The sequence below is a fragment of the Microvirga sp. TS319 genome (genome assembly GCF_041276405.1).
In the GTDB taxonomy this organism is placed as follows: domain Bacteria; phylum Pseudomonadota; class Alphaproteobacteria; order Rhizobiales; family Beijerinckiaceae; genus Microvirga.
In genome coordinates this window covers 470830-496127 of sequence record NZ_JBGGGT010000002.1, presented here as the reverse complement: position 1 = coordinate 496127, position 25298 = coordinate 470830, and the positions used below count along the sequence as shown (strand labels likewise).

Below are 25298 nucleotides of genomic sequence, written 5' to 3'. Positions count from 1 at the left end.
TGGATTTGCACTTTTGGGATTGAATCCGATGCTCCCTCCTAAGGGAGCGCATCGTTCTGGCGAAAAACCGGATCCACTTTTTCGCACGATGCGCTAAACGGCTTCGCCCTTCTCATAGAAGACGAAGCTGCGATTACGGCCTGCAAAGTCCCGCTCGTATTCGCGCGTGACGCGCCAGCCGTGGCGCTCGTAGAAACGTCGCGCGCCGTGATTGTCCCGGAAGCATTCGAGGCTTTTCGCGCCCCGCGCTTCCGCCTCGGCGAGGAGGCGCGCGCCCCCGCCCCGTCCGCTCGCGTCGGGATCCATGAACAACATGTCGATATGGCCATCGGTCATCAGCAGGAAGCCGATCGCCTCGTCCCGCTGCACGGCGACCAGCATGCGCCGCCAGGACGATGCGAACCGCTCGGCGAACAGGGCCGCGTCGCGGTTCGCAAGCGCCTCCGGCTCCAGGATCCCCGAGAAGGCGGCGCGATAGGAGCGTGCCGCGACCCGGGACAGAATCGGAATGTCTCCGATCCTTGCCTGCCTCACGATCAAGACTGCCCCCTCAATCGCGGGTCGAGCGTATCGCGCAGGGCGTCGCCCAGCAGGTTGAAACCGAAGGACAGAAAGAGGATCGCGAACCCGGCGAAAATCGCGCTCCAGGGAGAGAGCATGAGGAAGTTGCGGCCTTCCGACAGCATGAGCCCCAGGGACGGGGTCGGCGGCTGCGTGCCGAGGCCCAGGAAGGAGAGCGAGGCCTCCACCAGGATGGCGGCCGACAACAGAAGGCTCGTCTGGACGAGGATCACCGAGGCCAGGTTCGGCAGAATATGCAGGAAGATGATGCGCGCGTCGGAAGCCCCGATGGCGCGCGCGCCCGCCACGAATTCGCTCTCGCACAACACGAGGGCGGGCCCCCGCAGGAGCCTCGCGAAGATCGGCGTGTAGACCACCGCGATGGCGGCCGCGGCGCTGAAGGTGTGCGGCCCGAGGACCGCGATGATGCCGATCGCCAGCAGCATGACCGGAAAGGCGAACAGCACATCCATGACGCGCATGATGATCCGGTCGAGCCAGCCCCGGTAGAAGGCTGCAACGAGCCCGAGGGCTCCGCCCGCGAGAAGTGCGATGCCGACGGCGAGCACGCAGGCGATGAGCGACGTGCGATAGCCGTAGAGAATGCGCGTGAGCACGTCGCGGCCGAGCTGATCGGTCCCGAGCCAGTGGAGTTCGCTCGGCCCCTTCAGACGGCGGGCGACGCTTTGAGTCATGGGGTCGAAAGGCGCGATCAGGGGCGCCCCGACCGCGAGAACGAGCTGGATCGCCACGAGCAGCGCCGCGAAGGTCAGAAGCTTGTTCTTCGTGATCGTCCTGGCGAGAGACTTCACCACGGCTCAGGCCCTCACGCGCGGGTCGACGAGCATATAGAGGAAGTCGACCAGAAAGTTCACCATGACGAACCCCGCCGTCACCACGAGGATCGTGGCCTGAATCAAGGGATAGTTGCGTTCCGCGATGGCCCCGAGGATCAGACGTCCGAGACCCGGAATGGCGAAGACCTGCTCGACCACGATGGCGCCGCCGAGCAGATAGCCCGTCATGATGCCGACCGAGGTCAGGAACGGGATGAGCGCATTGCGCAGGGCATGCTTGTAGACCACGCGCCGCTCCGGCAGGCCCTTGGCGCGCGCCGTGCGGACATAATCCTGCCCCAGGGCGTCGAGCATGGCCGAGCGCACGAGGCGCGAGAGATTGGCCAGGATCGGCAGGGCCAGGGCGATGGAGGGCAGCAGCATCCGCTGGAGATTGCCGATGGGATCCTCCCAGAACGGCACATAGCCCAGCGATGCGAAACCGGGCGCCCAGGCGGAGAGCAGGAGGATCATGACGATCCCGAGCCAGAAGGATGGAATCGTAAGCCCCGCGATCGCCCCGATGCGCATGGCGACATCCGCCGCGCCGCCGCGCGTCTGCGCCATCAGGCAGCCGACGGGAACGGCCAGAGCGGCCCCGAGCACGAGCGAAAGGGCCGTCAGTTCGAGGGTGGGCCACAGATGCAGGAGGATTTCGGCCGAGACCGGCCGCCCTGTCCAGAGCGACGTGCCGAAATCGCCGCGCAGGGCGGATCCCGCCCAGAGCAGATATTGCTCGATCACGGGACGGTCGAGACCGACGCGCCGGTTGAGCTCCGCCATGCGCTCCGGCGTGATCTCGGTGTTCGCCCCCAGCATGATCGCCACCGCGTCGCCGGGAATCAGGCGGATCATCAGAAAGACGATGATCGACACGCCGAAGAGAACGATGACGAGATCGATCAGACGGGCGAGCAGAACGCGGCTCATCGGGAACAGGCTCTCCTGAAAAAAGAAAAGCACCGGCGCAGCCTCGAAAAGGCCGCGCCGGTGCGAAGAACGGTCAGTAGGATGCGCCGCGCAGCATCATGAGCGAGCGGTTCGGCATCACGTCATAGCCCTTGAGCTTGTCGTTCATCGCCGAGAACAGGGTGCCGTAGGTCAGATGCGCCACCGGCCCCGTGCAGGCGAGCTTCCTCTGCACCTGGTCGTAGGCCTTCTTGCGCTCGGCCTGATCCGACAGGGTGCGGGCCTTGTCGAGCAGCCCGTCGATCTCCTGGTCCGAATACTTGAACACGTTGGTCGAGCCGCCCGTGCGGAAGGTGCGATAGAAATACTCGTCCGGATCCGGCTGGCCCGCATTGATGGACGCGAACATGTCGAAGTTGCTGTTGCGCCAGTCCTGGATGAACTGGCCCTGCTCCTGGTTGATCAGCTCGACCTTGAAACCCGCCTTGTTCATCTGCTCCTGCACCACCTGGGCGATGTCCTTGATGTCCTGGCGCGGCAGAACCTTCATGGACACGGCGACCGGCATGGCGACGCCCGCCTCCTTCAGAAGCGCCTGGGCCTTCGCCGGATCGGGCGCGTAGCAGCCGAACTCCTTCACATCCAGCGCCCAGGACTTGAGCGCCGGCGACAGCGGCCCGCCGGGCACGCCTGCGCCGAAGAGCGCCGCGTCCACGATCTCCTGCCGGTTGATGGCGTAGTTGACGGCCTCGCGCACTTTCGGGTTGTCGAAGGGCGGCTTCGACACGTTCATGCCGATCAGCGTGTAGGCGAGATCCATGGTCTCCGCGAGCTTCACGTTCGGCCTGCCCTTCAGCTGAAGGGCCGTCGCCGCGTCGATGTTCGGCAGAAGGGCGTACTGGCCGTTGGCGAGCCCCACCTGACGGGTCGCGGATTCGGGCACGATGTTGAACTTGAGACCCGAGAGCTTCGGCAGCCCCTTCTCCCAATAGGCGTCGTTCCTGGTCAGGAGGATATAGCCGTTCGGCTGCCATTCCTGGAACTTGAAGGGGCCCGTGCCGACGGGCGCCTTCTGGAGAGCGTCCTTGTTGGTCTCCATGGCGCGCGGCACGATGGCGATCAGGGAGAGCGAGCTGAGAAGCGCCGCGGACGGCTCCTTGAGCTTCAGCTGCACGGTCTGCGCGTCGACCGCGTCGGCGCTCTCCACGGCCGAGAGGCGGCTCGCGAGGGGTGAGGCCATCTCCTTGCTCAGGAGGCGCTTCACGGACGCGACCACGTCCGCCGCCTCCATGGGCGAGCCGTCGTGGAACGTCACGCCCTGGCGCAACTTGAACGTATAGGTTTTCCCGTCCTCGGACACGATCCAGGATTGAGCGAGGCTCGGAACGATCTTCAGGTCCTTGTCGACGGCGGTGAGGCCCTCATAGATGTTGCCGTTCACCACCATGAAGCTCGGAAAGGCCGTGATGAGGTGAGGATCGAGGCCCGTGGGGCCGTTATCCGCCCCGATCTCCAGGACCTGAGCCGAGGCGGTCGCCATTGCCGCCACCATGAAGCCCGCGCTCATCATGCCGCGCAGCGTTGACCTGAACATGCGTCTTTTCTCCCTTGGAAGCCGCGGGAAATTTATAGAGGAGGTTCCGGGGTCTGTCATGGTCCAATATCATACCTCTCTGGACCACTTGCCGGCCTGTGCTATGGTTCGCGAAACAGCCCGATGCCCTGGAGGAACCGATGTCGCAACGCCCGCCCGTCAAAGCCATTGGCGCGATCAGCGGAACCTCCATGGACGGCATCGACGTCTCCATGGTCGAAACGGACGGGGATGCCTTCGTGGCGCCGGGACCCGGCCGCACGTTCTCCTATCCGGCCGACCTGAGGCGGGAACTCCAGGAACTGATCGCTCAGCCTGCCCGCGCGCAAAGCGAGCCGCTCGACGAGCTCGAGCGCGCGGTCACGAGCGCACATATCGCCGCGATACGCGCATTTATGGATGAGGCCGGCGTCGGACCAGCGCAGGTCAGCCTCATCGGCTTTCACGGCCAGACGGTTTATCACCGTCCGGAGATCCGCTTCACCCGCCAGCTCGGCATCGGCGCGCTGGTCGCGCGGGAAATCGGCATCACCACCGTGTCCCGCTTCCGCCATGCGGATGTCGCCTCGGGCGGCGAAGGCGCGCCGTTCGTACCGCTCTATCACCGCGCGCTTGCGAGCGCGCTGGCGCAGCCGATCATGATCCTCAATCTCGGCGGTGTCGGAAACGTCACCTATATCGACGGCGACACGGTGATCGCGTTCGACACCGGCCCGGCGAGCGCCCTGCTCGACGATTTCGTCCTGCGCCGCAGGGGTCTGAGCTTCGACGAGAACGGCAGGCTCGCCGCATCCGGGCGGGTGGACGAAAACCTCGTCGCCGCCTTCATGAGCAATCCCTTCTTCGACCGCTCCGCCCCCAAATCCCTCGACCGGCAGGACTTTCACGCACGCGCCGGAGGCGTCGAGGCGCTCTCGGACGAGGACGGCGCGGCGACGCTCGCGGCCTTCACCATCGAGTCCGTCGTCGCTGCGCTGCGCCATGTTCCGCGCGCGCCGCAGCGCTGGCTCGTGACCGGCGGCGGACGCCTCAACGCGCATTTCATGCATCGGCTGCACGAGCGCCTCGGCGTTCCCGTCGATCCCGTGGAAGCCGTGGGCTGGAACGGCGACTTCCTCGAGGCCCAGGCCTTCGGCTATCTGGCCGTCCGCTCCACGCTCGGCCTTCCTCTCAGTCTTCCCACCACGACGGGCGTGCCGCATCCCATGCCGGGCGGCGAACTGCACCGCGCCGCGTGAGCGCCCATGCCCCTCGAACAAATCGTGGACCAGGCCTTCCTGCCTGCCGCCGCCGCCATCACGCGTCGCGACATTCCCGGCGCGGCGCTGGGCATCGTCACCGCCGACGGACGGCGCGCCGTCCGCTGGAACGGCCTTGCGCAGATCGAGCCTCATGAAGAGAGTCTCTCGCGCGAGACATGGTTCGACCTCGCTTCGCTCACGAAGGTGATCTTCACGACCACGGCCGTCCTGAAACTCGTGGAAGAGGGCCGCATCGCGCTCGACGATCCGCTGATCGCGGTCGTCCCGGACTTGCGCCAGTACGACATGAACGCCGCCGAACGGCGGCTCACCTTCCGCCAATGCCTTGCGCATCGGACCCATCTGCCGGCCGTCGAGCCGCTCTATACCTACGGGCAGGATCCGAACACGCTGCGAGCCTTCATCCTCCAGCGCGTCTGGCGAAGCGGCCCGCCGGTCTATTCGGACATCAATTTCATGCTGCTCGGCATCGCCATCGAGCGCATCACGGGACGGCCTCTGATCGAGCATCCGCTCCCTCGAAACCTCTCCTTCCGTCCGGACCCGCACCTGTGCGCGGCGACGGAGAACTGCACGTGGAGAGGGCGCGTGATCCGTGGAGAGGTTCATGACGAGAACGCCTTCGCGCTGGGCGGCGCCTCCGGCCACGCGGGCCTGTTCGGCACCATCGACGGCGTGCTGGACTTCGCCCGCGGCCTTCTCGACGGCTCGGTTCTCTCGGCGCATTCGCTTGCGGCCATCAGAAGCCGGGAATCGGAGAAACGGACGGTAGGCTGGGAGGGATTCTACCCCGGCTGGCACGGGGGCGATGCCTGCTCGCCCACGACCATCGGACATACGGGCTTCACGGGGACCGGACTCTGGATCGATTTCGACCGGGGTCTCGCCTGGTCTCTCCTGACCAACCGGGTCCACCCCTCGCGGCACAAGGATAGCGGAATCCTGGATCTGCGCCGTGCAACGGGCGAGCAGGTGATCGCGTTGTTCGACGGCCGGACCCGGCTTTAAGGATGTCCGCAAATATCTGGTGAGGCCGGCGCTCCGTGAGCCAGTCCCGATTGCTGGCGCCTCCAACTGGACCTATATTGGTCTGCTAGCGCATCGTGCGGAAAAGTGGACCCGGTTTTTCGCAACAACGATGCGCTCTTTCCAAGGAGGGAGCATCGGATGGAATCCCAAAAGTGCAAATCCACTGTTGGGTCCGATGCTCTAGAAAGGCAGGCCATGGCAACGGAACATTTCAGCGCCCGATTTCAGGATCTCGATACGTGGCCGAGCCTCGATGTCCTGTCCGCCTTCTACGAGGGGCAGCTCTCGGCCGTCGCCGCCGTCAGGTCGGCGCTCCCGGCGATCGCTGCGGCGGCGGAAGAAGCCGCGCAGCGCCTGCACCGGGGCGGACGCCTGGTCTATGCAGGCGCCGGCACCTCCGGCCGCATCGGCGTACAGGACGGCACGGAATTGCCTCCCACCTTCAACTGGCCCGACGACAGGCTCGTCTACCTGATTGCCGGCGGCGATCGCGCCATCATGAAGGCGGTGGAGAACGCGGAGGATTCGGTCGAGGAAGGCGCGGCCGGCATTCGCAACAACGGGATCGGCCCGAACGACGTGGTGATCGGCGTCGCCGCAAGCGGCCGAACTCCTTTCACCCTCGCGGTCCTGAAGGAAGCAGCCGCGCGCGGCGCGCAGACCATCGGCATCTCCAACAACGCGGACGCACCGATTCTCCAGTCCTGCTCCCATCCGATTCTCGCCGATACGGGCGAAGAGGTGATCGCCGGTTCGACCCGCATGAAGGCCGGCACGGCCCAGAAGGTCATCCTCAACCTGCTCTCGTCCCTCATCATGGTACGCATGGGACGCGTCTATCGCGGCCTCATGGTGGACATGCGCGCGACGAACGCGAAGCTGCGCCGCCGCAGTGAGATCATGGTCTGCCAGATCACCGATTGCGACGAGGCCAAAGCCGCCGATGCCATTCTCCAGGCAGGCGGCGACCTGAAGACTGCCGTCCTCATCGCCATGGGGGCGAACGCGCAGGAAGCGCGGGACGCGCTTGCGCGCAGTGCTGGCAATTTGCGCGGGGCCCTGGCAGAGTTCTCGACACTGAAGACATAAGGCGCCGCAGAGGGCCGATGGCAGAAAAGGGTTGGAAAAAGCGTCATGGCATTGGGGCTTGGCATCGACGCGGGCGGAACGGCGACGCGCTGGCGATTGGTGGACGATGAAGGCCATTGCGTTGCCAAGGGCAATGCGGAACCGCTGACCGGCCACCTGTTTTCCGCGGCCGCCGAGGAGCGGGCTCGCCAGATCATCCTCGACATGGCTCAAGCCGTTCTGCGCGAGGGCAAGCCCCTCGGCATCGTCGCAGGCATCACGGGCCTGACCCGGGACACGCCGTCCGAAGCGAAGATGCGCACCCTCTTCGCGGAGATCTTCGAGCTTTTGCCCGACAAGGTCTTCGTCGCGGAGGATATGTGGATCGCGTACCTGTCCTATTTCGCCCTGGGGGAAGGCATCCTCGTCTATAGCGGCACGGGCTCCATCGGTTATTACCTGTCCGACGCGAAGGAAGTGATCCGGGTCGGCGGACGCGGGAACCTGATCGACGACGGCGGCTCCGGCTTCTGGATCGCCCGCGAAGCTCTGAAGACGATTCTGCGCAAGGAAGAGGAGAGCCCTGGCGAAGGGTGGGCCACGCCCCTGGGCCGCCATCTCGAGAAGGCCGTCGGCGGCACGGACTGGAACGTAGTGCGCTCCTTTGTCTATGGCGGCGACAGGGGCAAGATCGGCTCCCTTGCCAGGGCCGTCTCGGAGGCCGCGAGGGCGGATGACCAGACGGCCCTGCGGATCCTGCAGGAGGCCGGCGAGGAGCTGGCCCGTCTCGCCAACAGCCTGACCAAACGCGTCGGCCCCCGGCCCGTCGCCCTGGCGGGCGGCAGCTCCCGCCTCCATCCCATCGTGGCGGAAGCCTTCCGGCGGGACCTTGTCGCTCCGGTCGAGTTCATCACGACCGATCTGGATGCGGGCCTGACCGCGGCGAGGCTCGCGGCCACGCTGACCAGGGCGTGACCATGGCGAGGCTTGCCTAATGGCCTCTCCTCGTCCAAGACTTCCGTCTCCATTCGGACTGAGGTTGTTGTTGAAGCCATGCAAGCCCTCTTCGTAGGCCAGACCTATATCGACGTGACGTTCCTGGCGGACGAACTCCCCACGGGAGACGAAAAGACCGTTGCCCGGGACTACGCCATTTCCTTCGGCGGCAACGCGGTCACGGCCGCCTTTGCCTGCGCGAAGCTCGGCATTGCGCCTGATCTTCTGACCTCGATCGCCGACGATTGGCTGGGCCGCATGTTCATCGATATGGCGGCGAAATATGGGATTTCGGTCCATCACCGGAAAGTGAAGGAATCCTCTCTCTCCTTCATCATGCCGCGCGGCGGCAAGCGCGCCATCGTGCGCTGCCGCGACGATCACTATCTTCATCCGGTGCCGCCGCTCAACCTGCAGGATTGCCGTGCGCTCCACCTCGACGGCCACCAGGCCGATGCGGCGATGCACTACGCCAAGGCCTGCCGGGAGGCCGGAATTCTCACCTCGCTCGATGGCGGTGGCCTGCGCTCCAACACCCATGAGCTTCTCGAGTTCATCGATGTGGCCATCGTGGCCGAGCGCCTCTGCGAGCAGATGGACCTCAGCCCCAGCGGCATGCTGGCCTATCTGAAGGGCCGCGGCTGCAGGATCGGCGGCGTGACCTTGGGTGAGCGCGGGATGCTCTGGTACGACGAGAGCGGCACGGAGAGCGTCCTGCCCGCCCTCAACATTCCCGCATCGACGGTGGTGGACACCAACGGCGCGGGTGACATCTTCCATGGTGCTTACGTCTATTCCGCCATGGCGCGCCCCGAACTGCCCTGGCGCGAACATTTCATCTTCGCCCGCGCGGCATCCGCCCACGCCATTCAGCATCTCGGCAACGAGGCGAGCCTGCCGAACCTGAACGATATCGCGCAGACGCAGGCGCGGTTCAGCGAGCGCAAGCTGGCGGCCTGAGGGCCCGGCGTCAGCTCCTCATCGTCATGGTCGGGACAAGCCCAGCCATGACGCGGACAGTCAAGGACGCCCAAGAGCCAAAAAGAAAGGCGGCTGTTAAGCCGCCTTCTTCTGATAATCCTTCACATCCGAGAACCGGATCGCTTTGTAGCGGTCCATCTCGTATTGCAGATTGAAGGTATTCGCCGCCATGAACACGGGCGCCTCGTCGAGATCGCGCGCCATGGACGACAGGTGGCTCTCGATGAACTTGTCGAGCTCTCTTTGGTCGTCCGCCGTGATCCAGCGGCAGATCGAGAACCGCGTCGGCTCGTAATCGATCGGCAGGCCGTACTCGGCGCCCAGGCGCTCCTTCAGCACGTCGAGCTGCAGCGCCCCGACGACGCCCACGATGGCGCCGGAGCCGTCCTGCGGAACGAAGAGCTGGACGACGCCCTCCTCCGCCATCTGCTGCAGCGCCTCGCGCAGCTTCTTGGCCTTCATGGCATCCTGCAGCTTGATGCGGCGCAGGATTTCCGGCGCGAAGCTCGGAACGCCGCGGAACACGATGTCCTCGCCCTCCGTCAGCGTATCGCCGATGCGCAGGGTGCCGTGATTGGGGATGCCCACCACATCGCCTGCCCATGCCTCGTCCGCGATCGCGCGGTCCTGCGCGAAGAAGAATTGCGGCGTGTTGAGGCTCATGGGCTTGCCCGTGCGCACGAGCTTCGCCTTCATGCCGCGCTGGAGCTTTCCCGAGCAGATGCGCATGAAGGCGATGCGGTCGCGATGGTTCGGATCCATGTTGGCCTGGATCTTGAACACGAAGCCGGTCATGCGGCTCTCGCCCGCTTCCACGAGGCGCTTGTCCGCCTCCTGCCCGCGCGGGGGCGGAGCGTATTCGGCCAGCGCATCGATGAGATCGCGGACGCCGAAATTGCGCAGGGCGCTGCCGAAGAACACGGGCGTGAGATGGCCTTCGCGGAAGGCGTCGAGGTCGAACGGCTTGCAGGCTTCCTGCGCCAGCATGACCTCTTCCCGCCAGGCCTCCGCCTCTTCCGGCGGCACCAGGCTCAGCACCTTCGGATCATCCGGGCCGGAAACGGGCATCGGCTCCTCATCCGTATCGATGCGGCGGACCACGTTGCGCCGCAGATCGAATGTGCCGGCGAAGCTCCTGCCCTGGCTGATGGGCCAGGTGACGGGCGCCGTGTCGAGGGCGAGCGTCTTTTCGATCTCGTCGAGCAGATCGAAGGGGCTGCGCGCCTCGCGGTCCAACTTGTTGATGAAGGTCACGATCGGGATGTCGCGCATGCGGCACACTTCGAAGAGCTTGCGCGTGCGCGCCTCGATGCCCTTCGCGGCGTCGATCACCATGATGGCCGAGTCCACCGCCGTGAGGGTGCGGTAGGTATCCTCCGAGAAGTCCTCGTGGCCCGGCGTGTCGAGCAGGTTGAAGACGCATCCGCCGTATTCGAAGGTCATCACCGAGGTCACGACCGAGATGCCGCGCTCCTTCTCGATGCCCATCCAGTCGGACCGGGTGGAAACACGGTTCTTCTTGGCCTTCACCTCGCCCGCGAGCTGGATCGCGCCCCCGAACAGCAGGAGCTTTTCGGTAAGCGTGGTCTTACCCGCGTCGGGGTGCGAGATGATGGCAAAGGTTCGGCGGCGGCCCACAGGGGCCGGAAGATCGGTCATGGCGCTCAGGTACTTCAGGGAAACCCGGTTGGAGGACAGAACGCCGCAGCGCTCCGCCCTTTCGTATCATTCTTCTCACCCCATATGGGGGTTTCCCGTCAACAGTGAAAGGAGGTGATCCAGTGTCTCATTGTCATACCTTACGGTCCCCGGTTGCCGTGACCTGGATCTTGGCCTCTGCCGAGATCGGTGCGTAACGCACGTGAAGTCCGGCTCCTCTTGGGGCCGTGGAACCGACAATGGAAAGGCCGCCTTACGCAAGGCGGCCTTTCTTTTTGCCGAGCGCATCGTGCGAAAAAGTGGCTCCGGCTTTTTCGCTCAAACGATGCGCTCTTTCCAAGGAGGGAGCATCGGATGGAATCCCAAAAGGGCAAATCCACTTCCCGCGTCCGTTGCTCTGGAAGGTCAGGCGCTGAGGAGCTTGCCCGTGCGCTGGGCCGTGGTGCCGGCCACCTTGGCGAGCCGTGCCCCCTTCGTGACGAAGCGCTGCGCGATCCGGGCGAAGACCACCCCCTCGCAGGGGGACTTCGCCTGGGTGACGGTACCCGTCTGCGGGTCCACGATATCCGCGATCACGTCTCCCGCTTTCACGTGGTCTCCGATCTGGGCGAGGAACACCACGATGCCGGTGGCGGGCGCCGGAGCCGGCTCGGACGCCGCAAGCGGCGTCGGGCGGCAATGCGGGGCCGGAATCTGAGGAGCATCCCCTGCGACGACACCGCGCAGGGTCATGTAGGCGATGAGCGAGGCCGCATCGCGCCGGCCCAGCTCATGGCTCACATCCCGCTCGCCCCGGAATTCGAGAGTGGTGGAATGGCAGCTGAAGGGGATCGGATGATCCGGGAAACGGTCGGCCAGCTCGCCCCAGGGGCGGCTGCAGGCCTCGTCGAAGGGATCGTCGCCCGACTCGTCCGCGAGCAGGTACGCCTGGGCGCCGATGAGCGCGGAAAGCGGCGCGAACTCGTCCGCCGAGCGCGTGTGGGTATAGAGATGTTCGACGGCCTCCGAGTCGCAATGCAGGTCGAGAACGATATCGGCCTCGATGGCGAGGGTGAGGAGCGCCTTCTTCATCACCTCGGCGGGATTGTTCGTCTCCCAGGCGTCGAGCTCGGCGCGCAGAGCCTCGCGGATCAGGCGGACATTGGCATCCGGATCGGCCGAGAGCTTTCCCTTGATCCGCTCGGCCGCCTTGGGGACCAGATAGGGATAGCCACGGTTGAAATTGAGGCCGTCGGCAAGATTGAAGCGCCCGATGTGATCGCCGAGAACGCGCTGGGCGAGGCCGATCGGGTTGGCGAACGGAACGAGGATGATCTCGCCCTTGATCCTGCCCTCCGCCTCGAGCGCCACGAGACGCTCGCGCAGGTGATGGGCCGCGATCATGCCGGGGATCTCATCCGCATGGAGGGAGGCCTGCACATAGACGCGTGGGCGTGCGCCGGCCTCGCCGAAGCGGTGAACGGTCAGCGACAGGCCGGCACCGGGAGCAAGCGGCGAAAGAGCGATCTGTTCTGTTTTCATGGTGGGCGAAGGGTTGCGTCAGCCTGAGCGAGGTTGCGGTGAACCGTGCCCAAGAGGCCGGGCTCCCTCTCAGGCGGCCCACCCTTGCGACTTGAACACGAAGCGTCCCGGATTGGTAACGATTGCGGCAAGCCCCTGCAAGGCCGGCTCCGCGTTGACGATCACGAAAGCCGGTACCCTGCGCGCCCAGGCGTCGTGGGGCGCCTTGTGATCGAAGGCCTCCCGGAAGCCGCCATTCTGGAGAATATCCACCATGCGCGGCGCAATGCCGCCCGCGATGAACACGCCGCCGGAGGATTCGAAGGTCAGCGCCATATCGCCCGCATAGCGCCCGAGCCAGCGGGAGAAGAGATCGAGCGCGGCCTGCGCCAGCTCGTCTCCGTCCCGGGCGGCGGACAGGACATCGTTCGGTTTGTCGTAGGGGCAAGCCACGCAGCGATGGGCCGCGATCGCCTTCACGATGCGGAAGAGCCCGGGACCGGACAGCACCACCTCGGCCGAGACCCGGCCACCGACCCGCTCCAGATGCGGCCAGAGCGCCGCCTCCTCGTCCGTCGCCGGTCCGAACTCGATGTGTCCCGCCTCGGTGGCCAGGATCGCCAAGCGGTCCTCGACGGGGACCAGCGCGCCCGCCCCGAGACCGGTGCCCGGCCCGAGCACCACCCGGGCCCCCGACCCCGGATGGCCGCTGCCGATGGGGGCGAGATCCCCCCTCTCCTCGCTCAACACCGCCACGGAGGCCGCAACGGGCGTATAGTCGTTGACGAGAGTCACGCGCTCGAGCCCCAGAGCCCTGCCGATCACCTCGGCGTCGATCACCCAATGCGCGTTGGTGAGGCGAATGGCGGGCGCATCCACCCGGGTCGCCACCGCGATCATGGCCGAGCGGGGCGCCTCCCCCTGATATCCCTGCAGGGCGATCCTGATGGCGCCGACCGGATCGGGCGTCTGGGCGGTCAGGGTGCGGGGCAGCAGGTGAACGGGCTCGCCGGGCGCGGGCAGCACGGCAAACCGTGCATTCGTGCCGCCGATGTCTCCAAGCAGAACGGGAAATGCGAACATCGAGCGAGCCTATCCTCCTGTGACCCCGAACGGAGCAGCCACCCTCAGAGCGCGTCTTCCCAGCTCCGGCTCAGGCGCACGGCGGAGTTGATGAGACCCACCATGGAGTAGGTCTGGGGAAAATTGCCCCACAACTCGCCGGTCGTGAAGTCGGCATCCTCGGAAAAGAGACCGAAAGAATTGCGCAAGCTCAGGATGCGCTCGAACAACTCCCTCGCCTCGTCCCTGCGCCCGATGGCGTTCAGGGCATCCACGTACCAGAAGCCGCAGATCATGAAAGCCGTGTGCATGCGCCCGAAATCGTCTTCCACATCATAACGCAGGAGAAGATCCCCGCGCCGCAGGGTCTTGCCCACTGCATCCACGGTGGCGACGAAGCGCGGATCGTCCGGTTTCACGAAATTGAGTTCGGAGAGCAGAAGCAGCGTCGCATCGAGATGCTCTCCCCCGAAGGACGAGACGAAGGTTCCCTTCGCGGGATTGAAGGCCTGCTGATCGATCGTCCGATGCATCCGATCGGCGTTCTCGCGCCAGAAGGCGGCCCTGTCCTCGCGACCCATGGCGATGGCGATCTTGGCGAGGCGGTCGCAGGCAGCCCAGCACATCACGCTCGGAAAGGTGTGCACGGCCGCCTTGGTGCGCAATTCCCAAGGCCCGGCATCGGGCTGATCGAACACCTCGATGGCGCGCTGCCCCAGCTCCTCGAGATGCGAAAACAGGGCCCGGTTGCCGACCGCCCGGATCAAGCGCTTGTCGAGAAACGCGTGCACGGAGGCGAGAACGATGCTGCCATAGGCATCGTTCTGGATCTGCGTATAGGCCGCATTGCCTACACGCACAGGCCCCATGCCGCGATAGCCCGCCAATGCGGTCGCCTCGCGCTCCTCGAGATCGGGCGAGCGCGTGATGCTGAACAGTGGCGGCATATCCCTCTGATCGGGAATGGCCTTCATATCGTCGACGATATTGGTGATGTAGGTGAGGTATTCCTCCATCGTCTTCGTCGTGCCCAACCGGTTCAGCGCCTGAATGACGAAATAGGCATCACGCAGCCAGCAATAGCGGTAATCCCAGTTGCGCTGCGTGTTCGGCGCTTCCGGCACGGAGGTGGTGAGCGCCGCCACGATAGCGCCCGTTTCCTCGAAATTGCAGAGTTTCAGCGTGATCGCCGCGCGGATCACCGCCTCCTGCCAGTCGAACGGAATGGAGAGCGAGCGCACCCAGTCGCGCCAGAAATCGATCGTGCTGTCGAGGAACTCGCGGGCCGTCGTATCGGTCTCGGAGCGCAGCGGCTCGTCCTCTCCGAAGAAGAAGGAGATCGGCCGCTCCACCACGAAGGGCCGCTCCTCGTGCACGTAGAAGACGGAGGCATCGGTCGTCAGCCTCAAGGAATAATGCGGCCCCACGAAACGCAGGTGATTGCTGCCCCGGGTCGTGTCCGGAGCGCAGCCACCCCATTCGTAATGCGGCCGCAGCCTCACGCGGATGCGGGGACGCCCCTTGACGGGCGTCACGCGGCGGATCAGCAGCGGCGGCCGGAAGGTGCGGTCGAAATGCTTGAATCGTGGGGCGAAATCCGTGATCTCGAGGATGTTGCCGAAGGAATCCGTCATGCGGGAAACGAGAACGGCGGTGTTCTGCAGATAGCACTGCTCGCAGCTGACCATGCCGACCATGTCGATGGCGAACACGCCCTGCTGTTCCGCGTCCGTCCGCCCGTCCGGGCAATCGAGCAAGGCCGAAAAGACCGGATCGCCATCGAAGCGGGGAAAGCAGCTCCAGACGATCTGAGCCCGGCGGTCCACCAGGGCCGAGATCATGCAATTGCCGATGACGGCGAGGTCCAACGAACTCATCTGATCAATCATCCAGGTTGAAGGGGAGACAGCCATCCGTAGCCCATATGGACAGGCAATGTCGCAGATCGGCAGGCGTTCCCAGGCGAACCTTGGCAAGGGTATCGCCGGAACCGATCCGAATGGACAGGCCGCCGCGGGCGTTCACCGTCTTGAAGCCGTTCTCGTCGGTCAGGTCGTCACCGATGAAGATGGGCCGGCGCCCCCTGTAGGGCGCCTCGTGGAGGAAATGCTCGATGACTTTTCCCTTGCCGGCCGCCGATGGAAGAATCTCGGCCACCGCCTTGCCGTACTGAAGACGGTATTCGCTTCCGAGCGCCTCGACGGCGGCATGGGCCGTGGCGAGCGCGAACTCCTTTTCCTGCGGCGCAAGACGCCAGTGGATCGCGACGGAGCAGCCCTTGTCCTCGATCAGGACGCCGGTCTTGCCGGCGACCACGTCCGTCAAGCGACCGATCATCCGGCGCAACTGGGGGTGCTCGTCCGGCTCACACAGATGAAGCTCGCCCGCGATGCGCTGTTCGAGGCCGTGCAATCCCGCCATGTCGAAGCGACGAGGCTGGAAGTGCCGGTCGAGAAACGCGATGGGCCGGCCGCTGACGATGGCGAGCGCGCCACCGAGCCTCTCCTGAAGACGCAGAAGAGTGCCGGGCAGCGCCGGGTCCACCACGACCGCCTCCGGACGGTCCACGATGTCCACGAGCGTTCCGTCGAAATCGAGAAAGAGAGCATAGGCCCCCTCCTCGCGGGAAGTCTGAACGGGGATGTCATACATGGGCGACGGCCCGGTTTCTGCCTGCTGCGATCAATCGCCGGATTCTCTGCCGCTTGCGCAGGCGGGACGCAGCGAGCAGCATCTGCCCGGCCCAGCGATAGACGTTGCGCTCCTTCACCTGGTCGCGCATCAGGCGCATCCGCTCGCGCTGCTCCGTCTGGGGCATCGTGAGCGCGCGGTTGATGGCCTCACCCATGGCATGGGCGTTGTAGGGGTTCACGATCAGCGCTTCCGACAATTCGCGCGATGCGCCGGCGAAGGCGGACAGGATCAGGACGCCCTCCTCGTCGTCACGTGCCGCCACGAATTCCTTGGCCACGAGATTCATGCCGTCGTGGAGGCTCGACACGATGCAGAGGTCGGCCGACCTGAACAGCTCGAACACCTCGTTGGGCTCGTGATGCCGGATGAGGAGCTTGATCGGCTCGTAGCCGTTGTCGCCATGCCGCTCGTTGATGTCCCGCGCGAGCGCCTCGGCCTCCTCCTGCAGCTGCCGGTAATTCGCGAGCTTGCTGCGGGTGGGAGCCGCCACCTGGACGAAGGAGAAACGGCCCCGCCATTCGGGATGCTCGGTCAGCAGCGCATCGATCGCCTGCATCCGGTCGAGAATGCCCTTGGTGTAATCGAACCGTTCGATGCCGACGCCGATGCGCATGTCCAAGGGAAGCCCCAGCCGCTCGCGCACGGCCCGACGGCATTCCTCGACGGGCTTCTGGCCCTCCAGGGCGGTCGGGGGCCACTCGATGGAAATGGGATAGGGACGGATCAGGGTTTCCTCGCCGCCGAAGGTGATCGAGTCGTTTTCCCGGTTGATGCGGCTTTCCACGTAAGAATCCACCGCATCCATGAAGTTGTTGCAATGGGCCTGCGTGTGGAAGCCGAGGATCGACGAGCCGAGCAGGCCGTCGATGATTTCCTCGCGCCACGGGCAGATGCCGAAGGTTTCCGCGTTCGGCCAGGGAATGTGCCAGAAGGTCACGATGGTCGCCTGCGGCAGCCGGTTGCGGATCATGCGCGGCAAAAGGGCGAAATGATAATCCTGCACCAGAATGATCGGGTCTTCGCGCTTGGCCTCCGCCACGATGGCATCGGCGAACTTCTCGTTGACGGAGCGGTAATACTGCCAGTCCTGTTCGCGGAAGACCGGCCGCACGAAGGCGATGTGACAGAGCGGCCAGAGCCCCTCATTGGCGGCGCCGTAATAATAGCCGTCCTGCTCCTCGTCGGTCAGCCAGACCCGGCGCAGCGTGTAGGTGGGCTGGGAGGGCGGCACCGGCACCCGGTCGTTCGCATCCACCGTGTCGCGATCGGCCGTTCCGCTGCCATGGGCCACCCAGGTGCCGCCGCAGGCGCGCACCACCGGCTCCAGGGCGGAGACGAGCCCGCTCGCCGGGATCTGCAGCGAGATCCCTCCGTTTTCCGTCCGGTTGTGAATGTAGGGCTCGCGGTTCGAGACCACGATCACCTCGGACCCCGACAGCTCGTTCGAGAGGGCCGCGCGCAGGGTCTCGGGACTCCAGTCCGTATGGGCCGCATCGATGGTCCGGCGCGAGGATTCCAGCTCCTGCAGGACGTCCCGGATTTCTTGGCCGAGAGGAATGATGTCCTCCCGCTCGGGCGGGCCTGCTGCGCCCGCGCGGGCATTGTCCAGGGCCTGCCGGATGGAGGCGAGCCATCGGCGCATGATGAAGGCCGCGATCAGGGCCGCGAGGGCGGCCGCCCCGAAGGCGACCCCGACGAGAGCCAGGAACAGGTAGTTCCGGGCCTCCCCACCGCGAAGTTCCGCGTAGCTCAGATCATGCAGCACCACCAAGTGCCCCTCGCGTCCTGCGGCGGTGAGCGGAAACGAACTGACCAGGATGTTGCGGCCGTCGCTTCGGATGGTGGAAAAGCTCACGGTTTCGCCCCGGGCCGCCTGTTCGCAGGAGAAGGACGGCGGCATGTTCCGCGTCGGCGAACGCAGTTCCGACCCGTCGCAATAGCCGATGGCGAGAACCCGCTCGTCGGAAGCGATTCGCTCGAAGAGATTCGTAAGCCTTCCCTCATCGTCGCGCGCCAGGAAACCGGCGACCTGATCCCGGGCCGAATTGAAGACGAGCTGAGACCGCAATTCCACATCCCGCCGGGCCCATTGCTCGACGAAGGAGGTGGCGAACGGGAGAACGGCCAGGATGACGATGGCCGCAACAAGCAACGCAATACCGCCGAAGCGAAAAATAATCCTCAAACCTCTGCTTCCTCAGGATACCCAAGACATTTCGAGTGAGCGCGGGCGAAATGTCGAAACCTTTGCGACGTTCCGCCCCCGTCCGGGCGCTGCCCTGGAGGCTCGCCCGTCACTGTTATGGGTTCCTGTCACGAACTTTCCAGGTTTGAGGCCGGGTCCGGTGACCCGGGCATTAAAAAACCGCGCCAGGCCTTATGGACCTGGCGCGGTCTGAACGATCCCCTTCGAGGTGATCCGGCACTCGGGATTCGAAAAGGAAATTTTCCTTTCGAATCAGGCCGATGCTCCCTGGTCGCGCGAAGGCGAAAACGCGATGCTAGTGCTCGCGGAAGGCGCGGGCGATCTGATCCTTCATGGGCTTGAAGAAGTATTCCAGGGGCGTGCGCTCGTTGACCTCGACGAAGACTTCGGCCTGCATGCCGGCGATGAGATGCAAGCCTTCGAGGCGAGAGATCTCCTCCTGAGGCAGCTCCACGCGGATCGTATAGAACGTCACGCCCGATTGCTGGTCGCGGGACACGTCCGCCGAGATGCGGCTGACCGTACCGTGCAGGTCGGGCATCATGCGCGCATTCGAAGCATGCACCTTGACGATCGCCTTCTGCCCCATCTTCACCTGGTCGATGTCGTTGGGAAGCACCTTCGCCTCGAGCTCGAGCCTGTCGTTCGTGGGAACGATGAGCATGACGGGCTCGGCCGGAGAGATGACGCCCCCGATGGTGTGCACATTGAGCTGGTGGACGTAGCCGTCGCTCGGCGCGCGGATATCGGTGCGTTTCAGCTGATCTTCAGCCGCCACTCGCCGCTCGCTGTACTCGGCGATCTTGCTCTGGATATCGCGCAGCTCCTGCATCGCTTCCGCCCGCATCTGCTCGTCGATCTGGATGATCTGGAACGAGGTTTCGGCGATCCGGCTTTCGGCCTGAGCCACGGAGGCGATGAGCTGGCCGCGCTGCCCCTCGATGCTGGCGGCATCGCGCTCGAGCGCATTCAGGCGCGGGAGCTGCACCAGGTTCTTCTGATAGAGATCGCGGACACCGACGAGCTCCTCCTTGATCAGAGTGGCCTCGCGGGACTTCGCCTCCTGCTGCGCCTTCAGGCCCGTGATCTCGTCCTGGGACTGGGAGATGCGCTTCCTGAGCTGATCCTTCTGGGCGTCGCGCGCGGCGCGGCGCGCCTCGAAGAGCGTGCGCTCGGAGGCCAGGATCTTCTGGACGGCGGCTTCGCCGAGGCGATCCGCGAATTCCTGCGGCGTCTTGACCTCGTTCGTGCCGTCGCGCTCGGCCTCCAGGCGCGCCTGGCGCCCGATGAACTCGTCGAGCTGCTTGGACACCACCAGAAGATTGGCGCGGGTCAGGGTCTCGTCCAGGCGGAGGAGGAGGTCGCCCGCCTTGACGCGGTCGCCGTCCTTCACCTTCAGCTCCCCGACGATTCCGCCGGTGGAATGCTGGATCTTCTTGACGCTGCTGTCGACCACGAACTGGCCGCCGGCCACGACGGCGCCCGACAGGGTCGAGGTTGCCGCCCAAAGTCCGATCGTACCGGCGAACAGGGCGATCATCGACAGGCCCGCGACGCTCGACCGGCGCAGAACCTTCTCGTGCAACGAAGGCTTCTGGGGTTTCTGGATGACGATCATTTAACCAACCTCCCGCAGGTTGCCCGCCTGCGCCTGCGCCGGCTGCACCCGCACTGCGGGCGCTGGCGCCGGAGTCATATTGCGTTTCATCACACCCTGCAGAACTTCGTCCCGCGGGCCTATGGCCTTGATGCGGCCCTCTTCCATGATGGCGACCTGGTCGACCTGCCCGAGAGCGGCCGGGCGATGGGTGATGACGATGACGATGCCGCCGCGCTGCCGAACAGCAAGGATTGCCTGGTTCAGGGCTTCGTCGCCCGCACCGTCGAGGCTGGCATTCGGCTCGTCGAGCACGACGAGGAAAGGATCGCCGTAGAGCGCCCGGGCCAGGGCGACACGCTGGCGCTGGCCGCCCGACAGGGAGGCTCCGCCTTCGCCGATGCGCGTATCGTAGCCGTCCGACAGGTTGAGAATCAGATCATGGGCGCCAGCCACCTTCGCGGCCGCGATCACGTCCTCGGGCTTCGCATTCGGATGGAAGCGCGAGATGTTCTCGGCTACCGTGCCCTCGAACAGCTCCACGTCCTGCGGCAGATAGCCGATGTGACGCCCGAGATTGTCGGGCTCCCACTGGTCGAGGGCGGCACCGTCGAGCCGGATCTCGCCGCGCAGGGTGGGCCAGACGCCGACGAGTGCGCGGGCCAAGGACGATTTGCCGGAAGCGCTGGGCCCGATCAGGCCCAGGCCCTGGCCGGCCTGCAGCCTCAAGGAGGCCGCCTGCACGATCGGGAGCTGGGCGCCCGGAGCCGAAACATAGACCTCCTCCACCGAGACGGCCTGCTTCGGGGCGGGCAGCGGCATGCGCTGGCCCTGCGCCGGAACCAGGGTCATGATGTGCTGGAGGCGACGATAGGCTTGGCGGGAGGCAGTGAAGCCCTTCCAGTTCGCCACCGCGATTTCGATGGGCGCAAGGGCGCGGGACATGAGGATCGACCCCGCGATCATCAGGCCGCCGGACATCTGCCCCTCGATCACCAGGAGGGCGCCGAGGCCCAGAATGCCGGATTGCAGGGCCATGCGGAACACCTTGGCGAAGGCGCTGATGCCCGCCGAGGATTCGCTGGCGACGAGGCCGTCATTGACGTGGCGGACATGCACCTCGTCATAGCGCTTGCCGAGATGGCCGAGCATGCCGAGGGCGCGGATCGCCTCCGCGTTGCGGCGGCTGGTTTCCGCCAGGGCGTGCCGTTCGGCGCCGCTCTTCGTCAACTCGTAGGACGGCTCCTTGCTCTTGGCGTCCGTGTAGATCGTCAGAATGATGATGCACACGCCGCCGATCACGGAAAAGACGCCGATCCACGGATGGATCATGAAGCAGCCGATGAGGAAGATCGGCATGAACGGCATGTCGAAGAGAGCCGTGGGGCCCAGGCTCGACAGGAAGCCGCGGATCGTATCCACGTCCCTGATCGGCTGCATGCTCTCGGACGCCTTGGCTCCCTTCAGAGGCATGGTGGCGACCAGGTCGAAGACGCGAGGCGCGAGGATCTCGTCGAAGCGGGCACCGATGCGGGCGAGCATCCTGCCGCGCAGCATGTCGAGACCGCCGGACAGGGCAAAAGCCGCCAGGGTGATCAGCGAAAGCCCGATCAGGGTCGGAATGCTCCGGCTCGACAGGACCCGGTCGTAGACCTGGAGCATGTAAATCGAACCGGTCAGCGCCAGGATGTTCACGACCGCCGAGAAAATGGCGACGTTCGTAAAGGAAGGCAGGCACGATTTCAGAGCGTCTTGGACTTCCGTGCTCTCTTCCCGATTTCTCGATGTTTGCTTCATTATCTCTTTCCATCGATGGTCCGGCTGCGCGGCACACCGTTCAGTTCAGCGGATTGATCGACAGGTTATATCCTATCAAACGACCCGCTGTCTTGCGACAACTTCGATGTCGGGCTTTGGACCATAAGAGCATCCTAGCAGGTCCGAATTCGATTTCCCTGCCTTCGTGGTGCTCTTAAGGATAGCGAGAGGCCCCCAAAGTCGGCGCTTCCGTTACGCCATCTAACTTGTAACCCTATTTCATACGCAATTGTCAACTAAAAGTGTCGTCAAATTTTCAGAAGGCGTAGTCTTGCCCTCTATTTGGAGGGGAACGTAATGCCCCCTCCCGTTCGAAAATAACTCTTCGTTAATACAATGCGCGGTCTGTGACCCAGAAATGAGGTCGCATTATGAACACGCCCGATAGCGCCTCTGTTTCCCTTCACGGGGAGATTCCGAAGGTGGCGGAGAGGGTGTGGTCACCCTTCGGAACCTTGGCGCTAGCACATCGTGCGAAACAGTAGACCCGGCTTTTCGCAGCAAGCGATGCGCTGTTCTATAGTTTGAGCATCGAATTGATCCCAAAAGTGCAAGTCCACTTGGGGTCCGATGCTCTAAGTCCTGTTCTTCAGGACCTTCTCACCCGGATCGAAGGCCAGATTATGGCAGGGCTGAAGGTCTCTCACACGAGCAGCATCGCAGCCCCGATGGAGATGTGTGCGACTTGATCCCGGCCGCCTTTATCGCGGGATGACGAGCTTCAACCCGTAGACCAGGGCGGTGAAAGCCGCGAGACTCGCGAGATAGATCAGCACGAACCACGTGAGGCGCTTCAGGCGCCCTCCGGGCGGGCGGTGCGTGTCCGCCGTCATCGCTAGAGCATCGGACCCAAAAGTGGAATCCACTTTTGGGATCGAATCCGATGCTCCCTCCTTGGAAAGAGCGCATCGTTCGGGCGAAAAACCGGATCCACTGTTTCGCACGATGCGCTAGTACCCGTAGCCGCCCCGGACGTCATCGGCCACCTTCCCTCGGAACACGTAATAGGCATAAGCCGTGTACGCGAAGGTGATCGGCATCACGATGGCGAAGCCCACGAGCGCGAAGAGCTGGGAATGAACGGTGTTGGCCGTATCCCAGATCGTCAGGTTCGGCGGCACGATGTACGGGAACAGACTGATGCCCAGCCCGAGATAGCCCAGCAGGAAGAGGCCGACGGCGAGGAAGAACGGCCGATAGGGGCGCCCTTCGTCCAGATCGCGGAGCAGGCGGTAGGCCACATAGCCGGTAATCAGCGGAACCGGCGCCACGAAGGCGACATGGGGCCAGGAGAACCAGCGCATCTCGATCTGCCGCCCGAGGAACGGGACCCAGACGGACACGACCGCCATGGCGAGGACCGTCGCTCCCAGGAAACGCACCGCCATGCGCCGCGCCCAGATTTCGAGCTCGCCCGTGGTCTTCATCACGCACCAGGTCGCGCCGAGAAGGCCGTAGCCGCAGATGAGGCCGAGGCCCGTGACGACGCTGAAGGGCGTGAGGAAGTCGAAGGTGCCGCCGGTGAACTGGCGCCCGTCATTGGCAAAGCCCTGCACGAAGGCGCCCAGCACCATGCCCTGGAAGAAAGTCGCCAGCAGCGAGCCGAAGAAGAACGCGTTGTCCCAGAGGAATTTCGAGCGATCGGCCTTGAAGCGGAACTCGAAGGCCACGCCGCGAAAGATCAGGGCGATCAGCATGAGAATGATCGGCACGTAGAGCGCGGGCATGAGCACCGCATAAGCGATGTGGAACACGGCGAAGAGGCCGCCTCCGCCGAGAATGAGCCAGGTTTCGTTGCCGTCCCAGATCGGAGCCACGGAGACCATCATCCGGTCGCGCCAGTTCTCGCTGCGGGCCGCCTTGAACAGGATTCCGACCCCGAGGTCGAACCCGTCGACGATCACATACATCGCCACGGCCAGCGCGATCAACCCGGCCCAGATCAGCGGCAGCCAGAAGGCGAGACCCTCGTGTTCATTGCCAAAGCCGAACATGCTCGCGCCTCCTATTCCGCCGGCTGGGCCCGATGGCCGGACCTGCCCTCGATCCCTTCGTCCGATGCGGAGAACGGACGCTTCGGCTTCTTGCGGAGATCGTCGCCGCGAATGTCCTCGGCGGGATCGGGCCCACGCCGCAAAAGCTTGGCGAGATAGTAGGAACCGAACCCGAAGATGAAGGCATAGACGACGAAGAAGGTGAGGAGCGACGCCGTCACCGCTCCCGCCGCGACGGGTGAAACCGCATCGGCGGTGCGCATCAGCCCGTAGACCACGTAAGGCTGGCGGCCGATTTCCGCCGTGAACCAGCCGAACAGCACCGCACCGAAGCCTGAGGGCGTCATGAGCATCGTGGCGGTGAGGAAGATTCTGTCGGTGAACAGCGTTCCCTTCCAGCGCAGATACAGGCTCCACAACCCGATCCCGAGCATGGCGAAGCCCAAGCCAACCATGATGCGGAACGAGAAGAAGACGGGCCAGACCGGCGGCCGGTTCTCCCGTGGCACCTCCTTGAGGCCCGGCACGACGCCGTCATAGGCATGGGTCAGAACCCAGCTGCCGATCTTCGGAATGCCGATCTCGTAATAATTGGTTTCAGCCCCCTCGTCGGGAATGGCGAAAAGGCGCAGCGGCATGTTGGACATTCGCTCCCAATTGCCTTCGATCGCCGCGAGTTTCGTCGGCTGATATTCCAGCACCCCCAATCCATGAAGGTCACCGATCACGATCTGGACGGGCACGAAGATGGCCGCGAACCACAAGGCCATCGATAGGGAGCGTCGGGAAGCCGCGAGCTTGGCTTCCGGCGCGTCGTGCCGGTGGCGAAGGAGCATCCACGCCGACATGCCGGCGACCGCGAAAGCGGTGGTGATGTAGCAGCCCATCACCATATGCGCGTAACGCAAGGGAAAGGACGGGTTGAAGACGACTTTGAACCAGTCGACCGGCACCGCCTTGCCGTTCTCGATGGCGAAGCCTGCCGGCGTCTGCATCCAGGAGTTGGCGGAGAGAATCCAGAAGGCGGAAATCAAGGTTCCCAGGGCGACCATGCAGGTGGCGAAGAAATGCAGCCGGTCGCCCACTCTCTCCCAACCGAAGAGCATGATGCCGAGAAAGGCCGCTTCCAGGAAGAAGGCCGTGATGACCTCGTAGGCGATGACGGGACCCAGCACATTGCCGGTGAACTCGGAGAAGCGCGACCAGTTGGTGCCGAACTGGTAGCTCATGACGATGCCCGACACGACGCCGAGGCCGAAGGATACGGCGAAGACCTTGACCCAGAACCGGAAGAGATTGCGGTAAAGCGGGTTCTTCGTACGCAGCCAGTTGAATTCGAGCGCGGCGAGCCAGCTCGCAAGGCCGATGGTGAAGGCCGGAAAGATGATGTGGAACGAGATCGTGAACGCAAATTGGATGCGCGACAGTATCAGGGCATCGAGTTCCATACCGCCTCCCTCTCAAGCATCGCCCCGAAAGTGGAAGCCACGTTTCAGGATCCGTCCGACGCGTCTCTCCCGGGCGGGACATCG

Annotated in this window: 20 protein-coding genes; 5 read left to right on the top strand and 15 right to left on the bottom strand. The window is 64.6% G+C overall.

Annotated features, from left to right (window positions below):
* Nucleotides 1-93 precede the first annotated feature (93 nt).
* The 4 genes from AB8841_RS11750 to AB8841_RS11735 all read right to left on the bottom strand — a co-directional run bounded on the left by AB8841_RS11750 (nt 94) and on the right by AB8841_RS11735 (nt 3900).
* Nucleotides 94-534 (bottom strand): GNAT family N-acetyltransferase, encoded by a 441-nt coding sequence (locus AB8841_RS11750; protein ID WP_370436035.1) that lies wholly within the window; start codon nt 532-534, stop codon nt 94-96.
* 2 nt (nt 535-536) lie between these two features.
* The gene (locus AB8841_RS11745) at nt 537-1376 is read right to left on the bottom strand and encodes an ABC transporter permease (RefSeq protein ID WP_370436034.1); all 840 of its coding nucleotides are present in this window, start codon (nt 1374-1376) and stop codon (nt 537-539) included.
* Between the two features lie 3 nt (nt 1377-1379).
* Entirely contained in the window at nt 1380-2327 is a 948-nt protein-coding gene (locus AB8841_RS11740; protein WP_370436033.1) for an ABC transporter permease, read from the bottom strand.
* A 73-nt stretch (nt 2328-2400) separates the two neighbouring features.
* Complete coding sequence (locus tag AB8841_RS11735) at nt 2401-3900, bottom strand: ABC transporter substrate-binding protein (RefSeq protein ID WP_370436032.1); 1500 nt, start codon at nt 3898-3900, stop codon at nt 2401-2403.
* Nucleotides 3901-4040: 140 nt separating this feature from the next.
* On the opposite strand from AB8841_RS11735, the gene AB8841_RS11730 reads away from it, so the two are divergent.
* The 5 genes from AB8841_RS11730 (at nt 4041) to AB8841_RS11710 (ending at nt 9215) form a co-directional block, all read left to right on the top strand.
* Entirely contained in the window at nt 4041-5138 is a 1098-nt protein-coding gene (locus tag AB8841_RS11730) for an anhydro-N-acetylmuramic acid kinase (protein WP_370436031.1), read from the top strand.
* A 6-nt stretch (nt 5139-5144) separates the two neighbouring features.
* Nucleotides 5145-6170: a serine hydrolase domain-containing protein gene (locus tag AB8841_RS11725; protein ID WP_370436030.1), complete on the top strand. Its 1026-nt coding sequence runs from the start codon at nt 5145-5147 to the stop codon at nt 6168-6170.
* 216 nt (nt 6171-6386) lie between these two features.
* Entirely contained in the window at nt 6387-7280 is an 894-nt protein-coding gene (locus AB8841_RS11720; protein WP_370436029.1) for an N-acetylmuramic acid 6-phosphate etherase, read from the top strand.
* Between the two features lie 45 nt (nt 7281-7325).
* A complete protein-coding gene (locus AB8841_RS11715) occupies nt 7326-8234 on the top strand; it encodes an N-acetylglucosamine kinase (RefSeq protein ID WP_370436028.1) in 909 nt (302 codons plus the stop codon).
* A 78-nt stretch (nt 8235-8312) separates the two neighbouring features.
* Nucleotides 8313-9215, top strand: a complete 903-nt coding sequence (locus AB8841_RS11710) for a sugar kinase (protein WP_370436027.1) — start codon at nt 8313-8315, stop codon at nt 9213-9215.
* 96 nt (nt 9216-9311) lie between these two features.
* On the opposite strand, the gene AB8841_RS11705 is transcribed toward AB8841_RS11710, so the two are convergent.
* From AB8841_RS11705 to AB8841_RS11655, 11 genes are all read right to left on the bottom strand, one after another.
* Nucleotides 9312-10895 (bottom strand): peptide chain release factor 3, encoded by a 1584-nt coding sequence (locus tag AB8841_RS11705; RefSeq protein ID WP_370436026.1) that lies wholly within the window; start codon nt 10893-10895, stop codon nt 9312-9314.
* 405 nt (nt 10896-11300) lie between these two features.
* Nucleotides 11301-12416 carry a succinylglutamate desuccinylase/aspartoacylase family protein gene (locus AB8841_RS11700; RefSeq protein WP_370436025.1) on the bottom strand — a complete coding sequence of 372 codons (1116 nt, stop codon included), beginning with the start codon at nt 12414-12416 and terminating at the stop codon, nt 11301-11303.
* Nucleotides 12417-12485: 69 nt separating this feature from the next.
* On the bottom strand, nt 12486-13421 hold the full coding sequence (locus AB8841_RS11695) for a glucokinase (RefSeq protein ID WP_370439250.1): 936 nt from the start codon (nt 13419-13421) through the stop codon (nt 12486-12488).
* A gap of 101 nt (nt 13422-13522) precedes the next feature.
* Nucleotides 13523-15334, bottom strand: a complete 1812-nt coding sequence (locus AB8841_RS11690) for a glycoside hydrolase family 15 protein (protein WP_370436024.1) — start codon at nt 15332-15334, stop codon at nt 13523-13525.
* A gap of 4 nt (nt 15335-15338) precedes the next feature.
* Nucleotides 15339-16109: a trehalose-phosphatase gene (otsB, locus tag AB8841_RS11685; RefSeq protein WP_370436023.1), complete on the bottom strand. Its 771-nt coding sequence runs from the start codon at nt 16107-16109 to the stop codon at nt 15339-15341.
* The gene (locus tag AB8841_RS11680) at nt 16102-18336 is read right to left on the bottom strand and encodes a trehalose-6-phosphate synthase (RefSeq protein ID WP_370436022.1); all 2235 of its coding nucleotides are present in this window, start codon (nt 18334-18336) and stop codon (nt 16102-16104) included. Before AB8841_RS11680 ends, otsB begins: the two co-directional genes overlap by 8 nt.
* Nucleotides 18337-18652: 316 nt before the next feature.
* Nucleotides 18653-19975 (bottom strand): HlyD family type I secretion periplasmic adaptor subunit, encoded by a 1323-nt coding sequence (locus tag AB8841_RS11675; protein WP_370436021.1) that lies wholly within the window; start codon nt 19973-19975, stop codon nt 18653-18655.
* The gene (locus AB8841_RS11670) at nt 19976-21751 is read right to left on the bottom strand and encodes a type I secretion system permease/ATPase (protein WP_370436020.1); all 1776 of its coding nucleotides are present in this window, start codon (nt 21749-21751) and stop codon (nt 19976-19978) included.
* Between the two features lie 722 nt (nt 21752-22473).
* Complete coding sequence (locus AB8841_RS11665) at nt 22474-22605, bottom strand: hypothetical protein (RefSeq protein ID WP_370436019.1); 132 nt, start codon at nt 22603-22605, stop codon at nt 22474-22476.
* Between the two features lie 117 nt (nt 22606-22722).
* The gene (gene cydB / locus AB8841_RS11660; protein ID WP_370436018.1) at nt 22723-23766 is read right to left on the bottom strand and encodes a cytochrome d ubiquinol oxidase subunit II; all 1044 of its coding nucleotides are present in this window, start codon (nt 23764-23766) and stop codon (nt 22723-22725) included.
* Between the two features lie 11 nt (nt 23767-23777).
* Entirely contained in the window at nt 23778-25214 is a 1437-nt protein-coding gene (locus AB8841_RS11655) for a cytochrome ubiquinol oxidase subunit I (protein WP_370436017.1), read from the bottom strand.
* Nucleotides 25215-25298: the final 84 nt, after the last annotated feature.

Coding starts and splice junctions, on each gene's coding strand:
- AB8841_RS11670 (WP_370436020.1), bottom strand. CDS start 21,751: ATGAAGCAAACATCGAGAAATCGGGAAGAGAGCACGGAAGTCCAAGAC.
- AB8841_RS11715 (WP_370436028.1), top strand. CDS start 7,326: ATGGCATTGGGGCTTGGCATCGACGCGGGCGGAACGGCGACGCGCTGG.
- AB8841_RS11740 (WP_370436033.1), bottom strand. CDS start 2,327: ATGAGCCGCGTTCTGCTCGCCCGTCTGATCGATCTCGTCATCGTTCTC.
- AB8841_RS11700 (WP_370436025.1), bottom strand. CDS start 12,416: ATGAAAACAGAACAGATCGCTCTTTCGCCGCTTGCTCCCGGTGCCGGC.
- AB8841_RS11705 (WP_370436026.1), bottom strand. CDS start 10,895: ATGACCGATCTTCCGGCCCCTGTGGGCCGCCGCCGAACCTTTGCCATC.
- cydB (WP_370436018.1), bottom strand. CDS start 23,766: ATGTTCGGCTTTGGCAATGAACACGAGGGTCTCGCCTTCTGGCTGCCG.
- AB8841_RS11690 (WP_370436024.1), bottom strand. CDS start 15,334: ATGAGTTCGTTGGACCTCGCCGTCATCGGCAATTGCATGATCTCGGCC.
- AB8841_RS11710 (WP_370436027.1), top strand. CDS start 8,313: ATGCAAGCCCTCTTCGTAGGCCAGACCTATATCGACGTGACGTTCCTG.
- AB8841_RS11730 (WP_370436031.1), top strand. CDS start 4,041: ATGTCGCAACGCCCGCCCGTCAAAGCCATTGGCGCGATCAGCGGAACC.
- AB8841_RS11655 (WP_370436017.1), bottom strand. CDS start 25,214: ATGGAACTCGATGCCCTGATACTGTCGCGCATCCAATTTGCGTTCACG.
- AB8841_RS11725 (WP_370436030.1), top strand. CDS start 5,145: ATGCCCCTCGAACAAATCGTGGACCAGGCCTTCCTGCCTGCCGCCGCC.
- otsB (WP_370436023.1), bottom strand. CDS start 16,109: ATGTATGACATCCCCGTTCAGACTTCCCGCGAGGAGGGGGCCTATGCT.
- AB8841_RS11720 (WP_370436029.1), top strand. CDS start 6,387: ATGGCAACGGAACATTTCAGCGCCCGATTTCAGGATCTCGATACGTGG.
- AB8841_RS11665 (WP_370436019.1), bottom strand. CDS start 22,605: ATGACGGCGGACACGCACCGCCCGCCCGGAGGGCGCCTGAAGCGCCTC.
- AB8841_RS11735 (WP_370436032.1), bottom strand. CDS start 3,900: ATGTTCAGGTCAACGCTGCGCGGCATGATGAGCGCGGGCTTCATGGTG.
- AB8841_RS11675 (WP_370436021.1), bottom strand. CDS start 19,975: ATGATCGTCATCCAGAAACCCCAGAAGCCTTCGTTGCACGAGAAGGTT.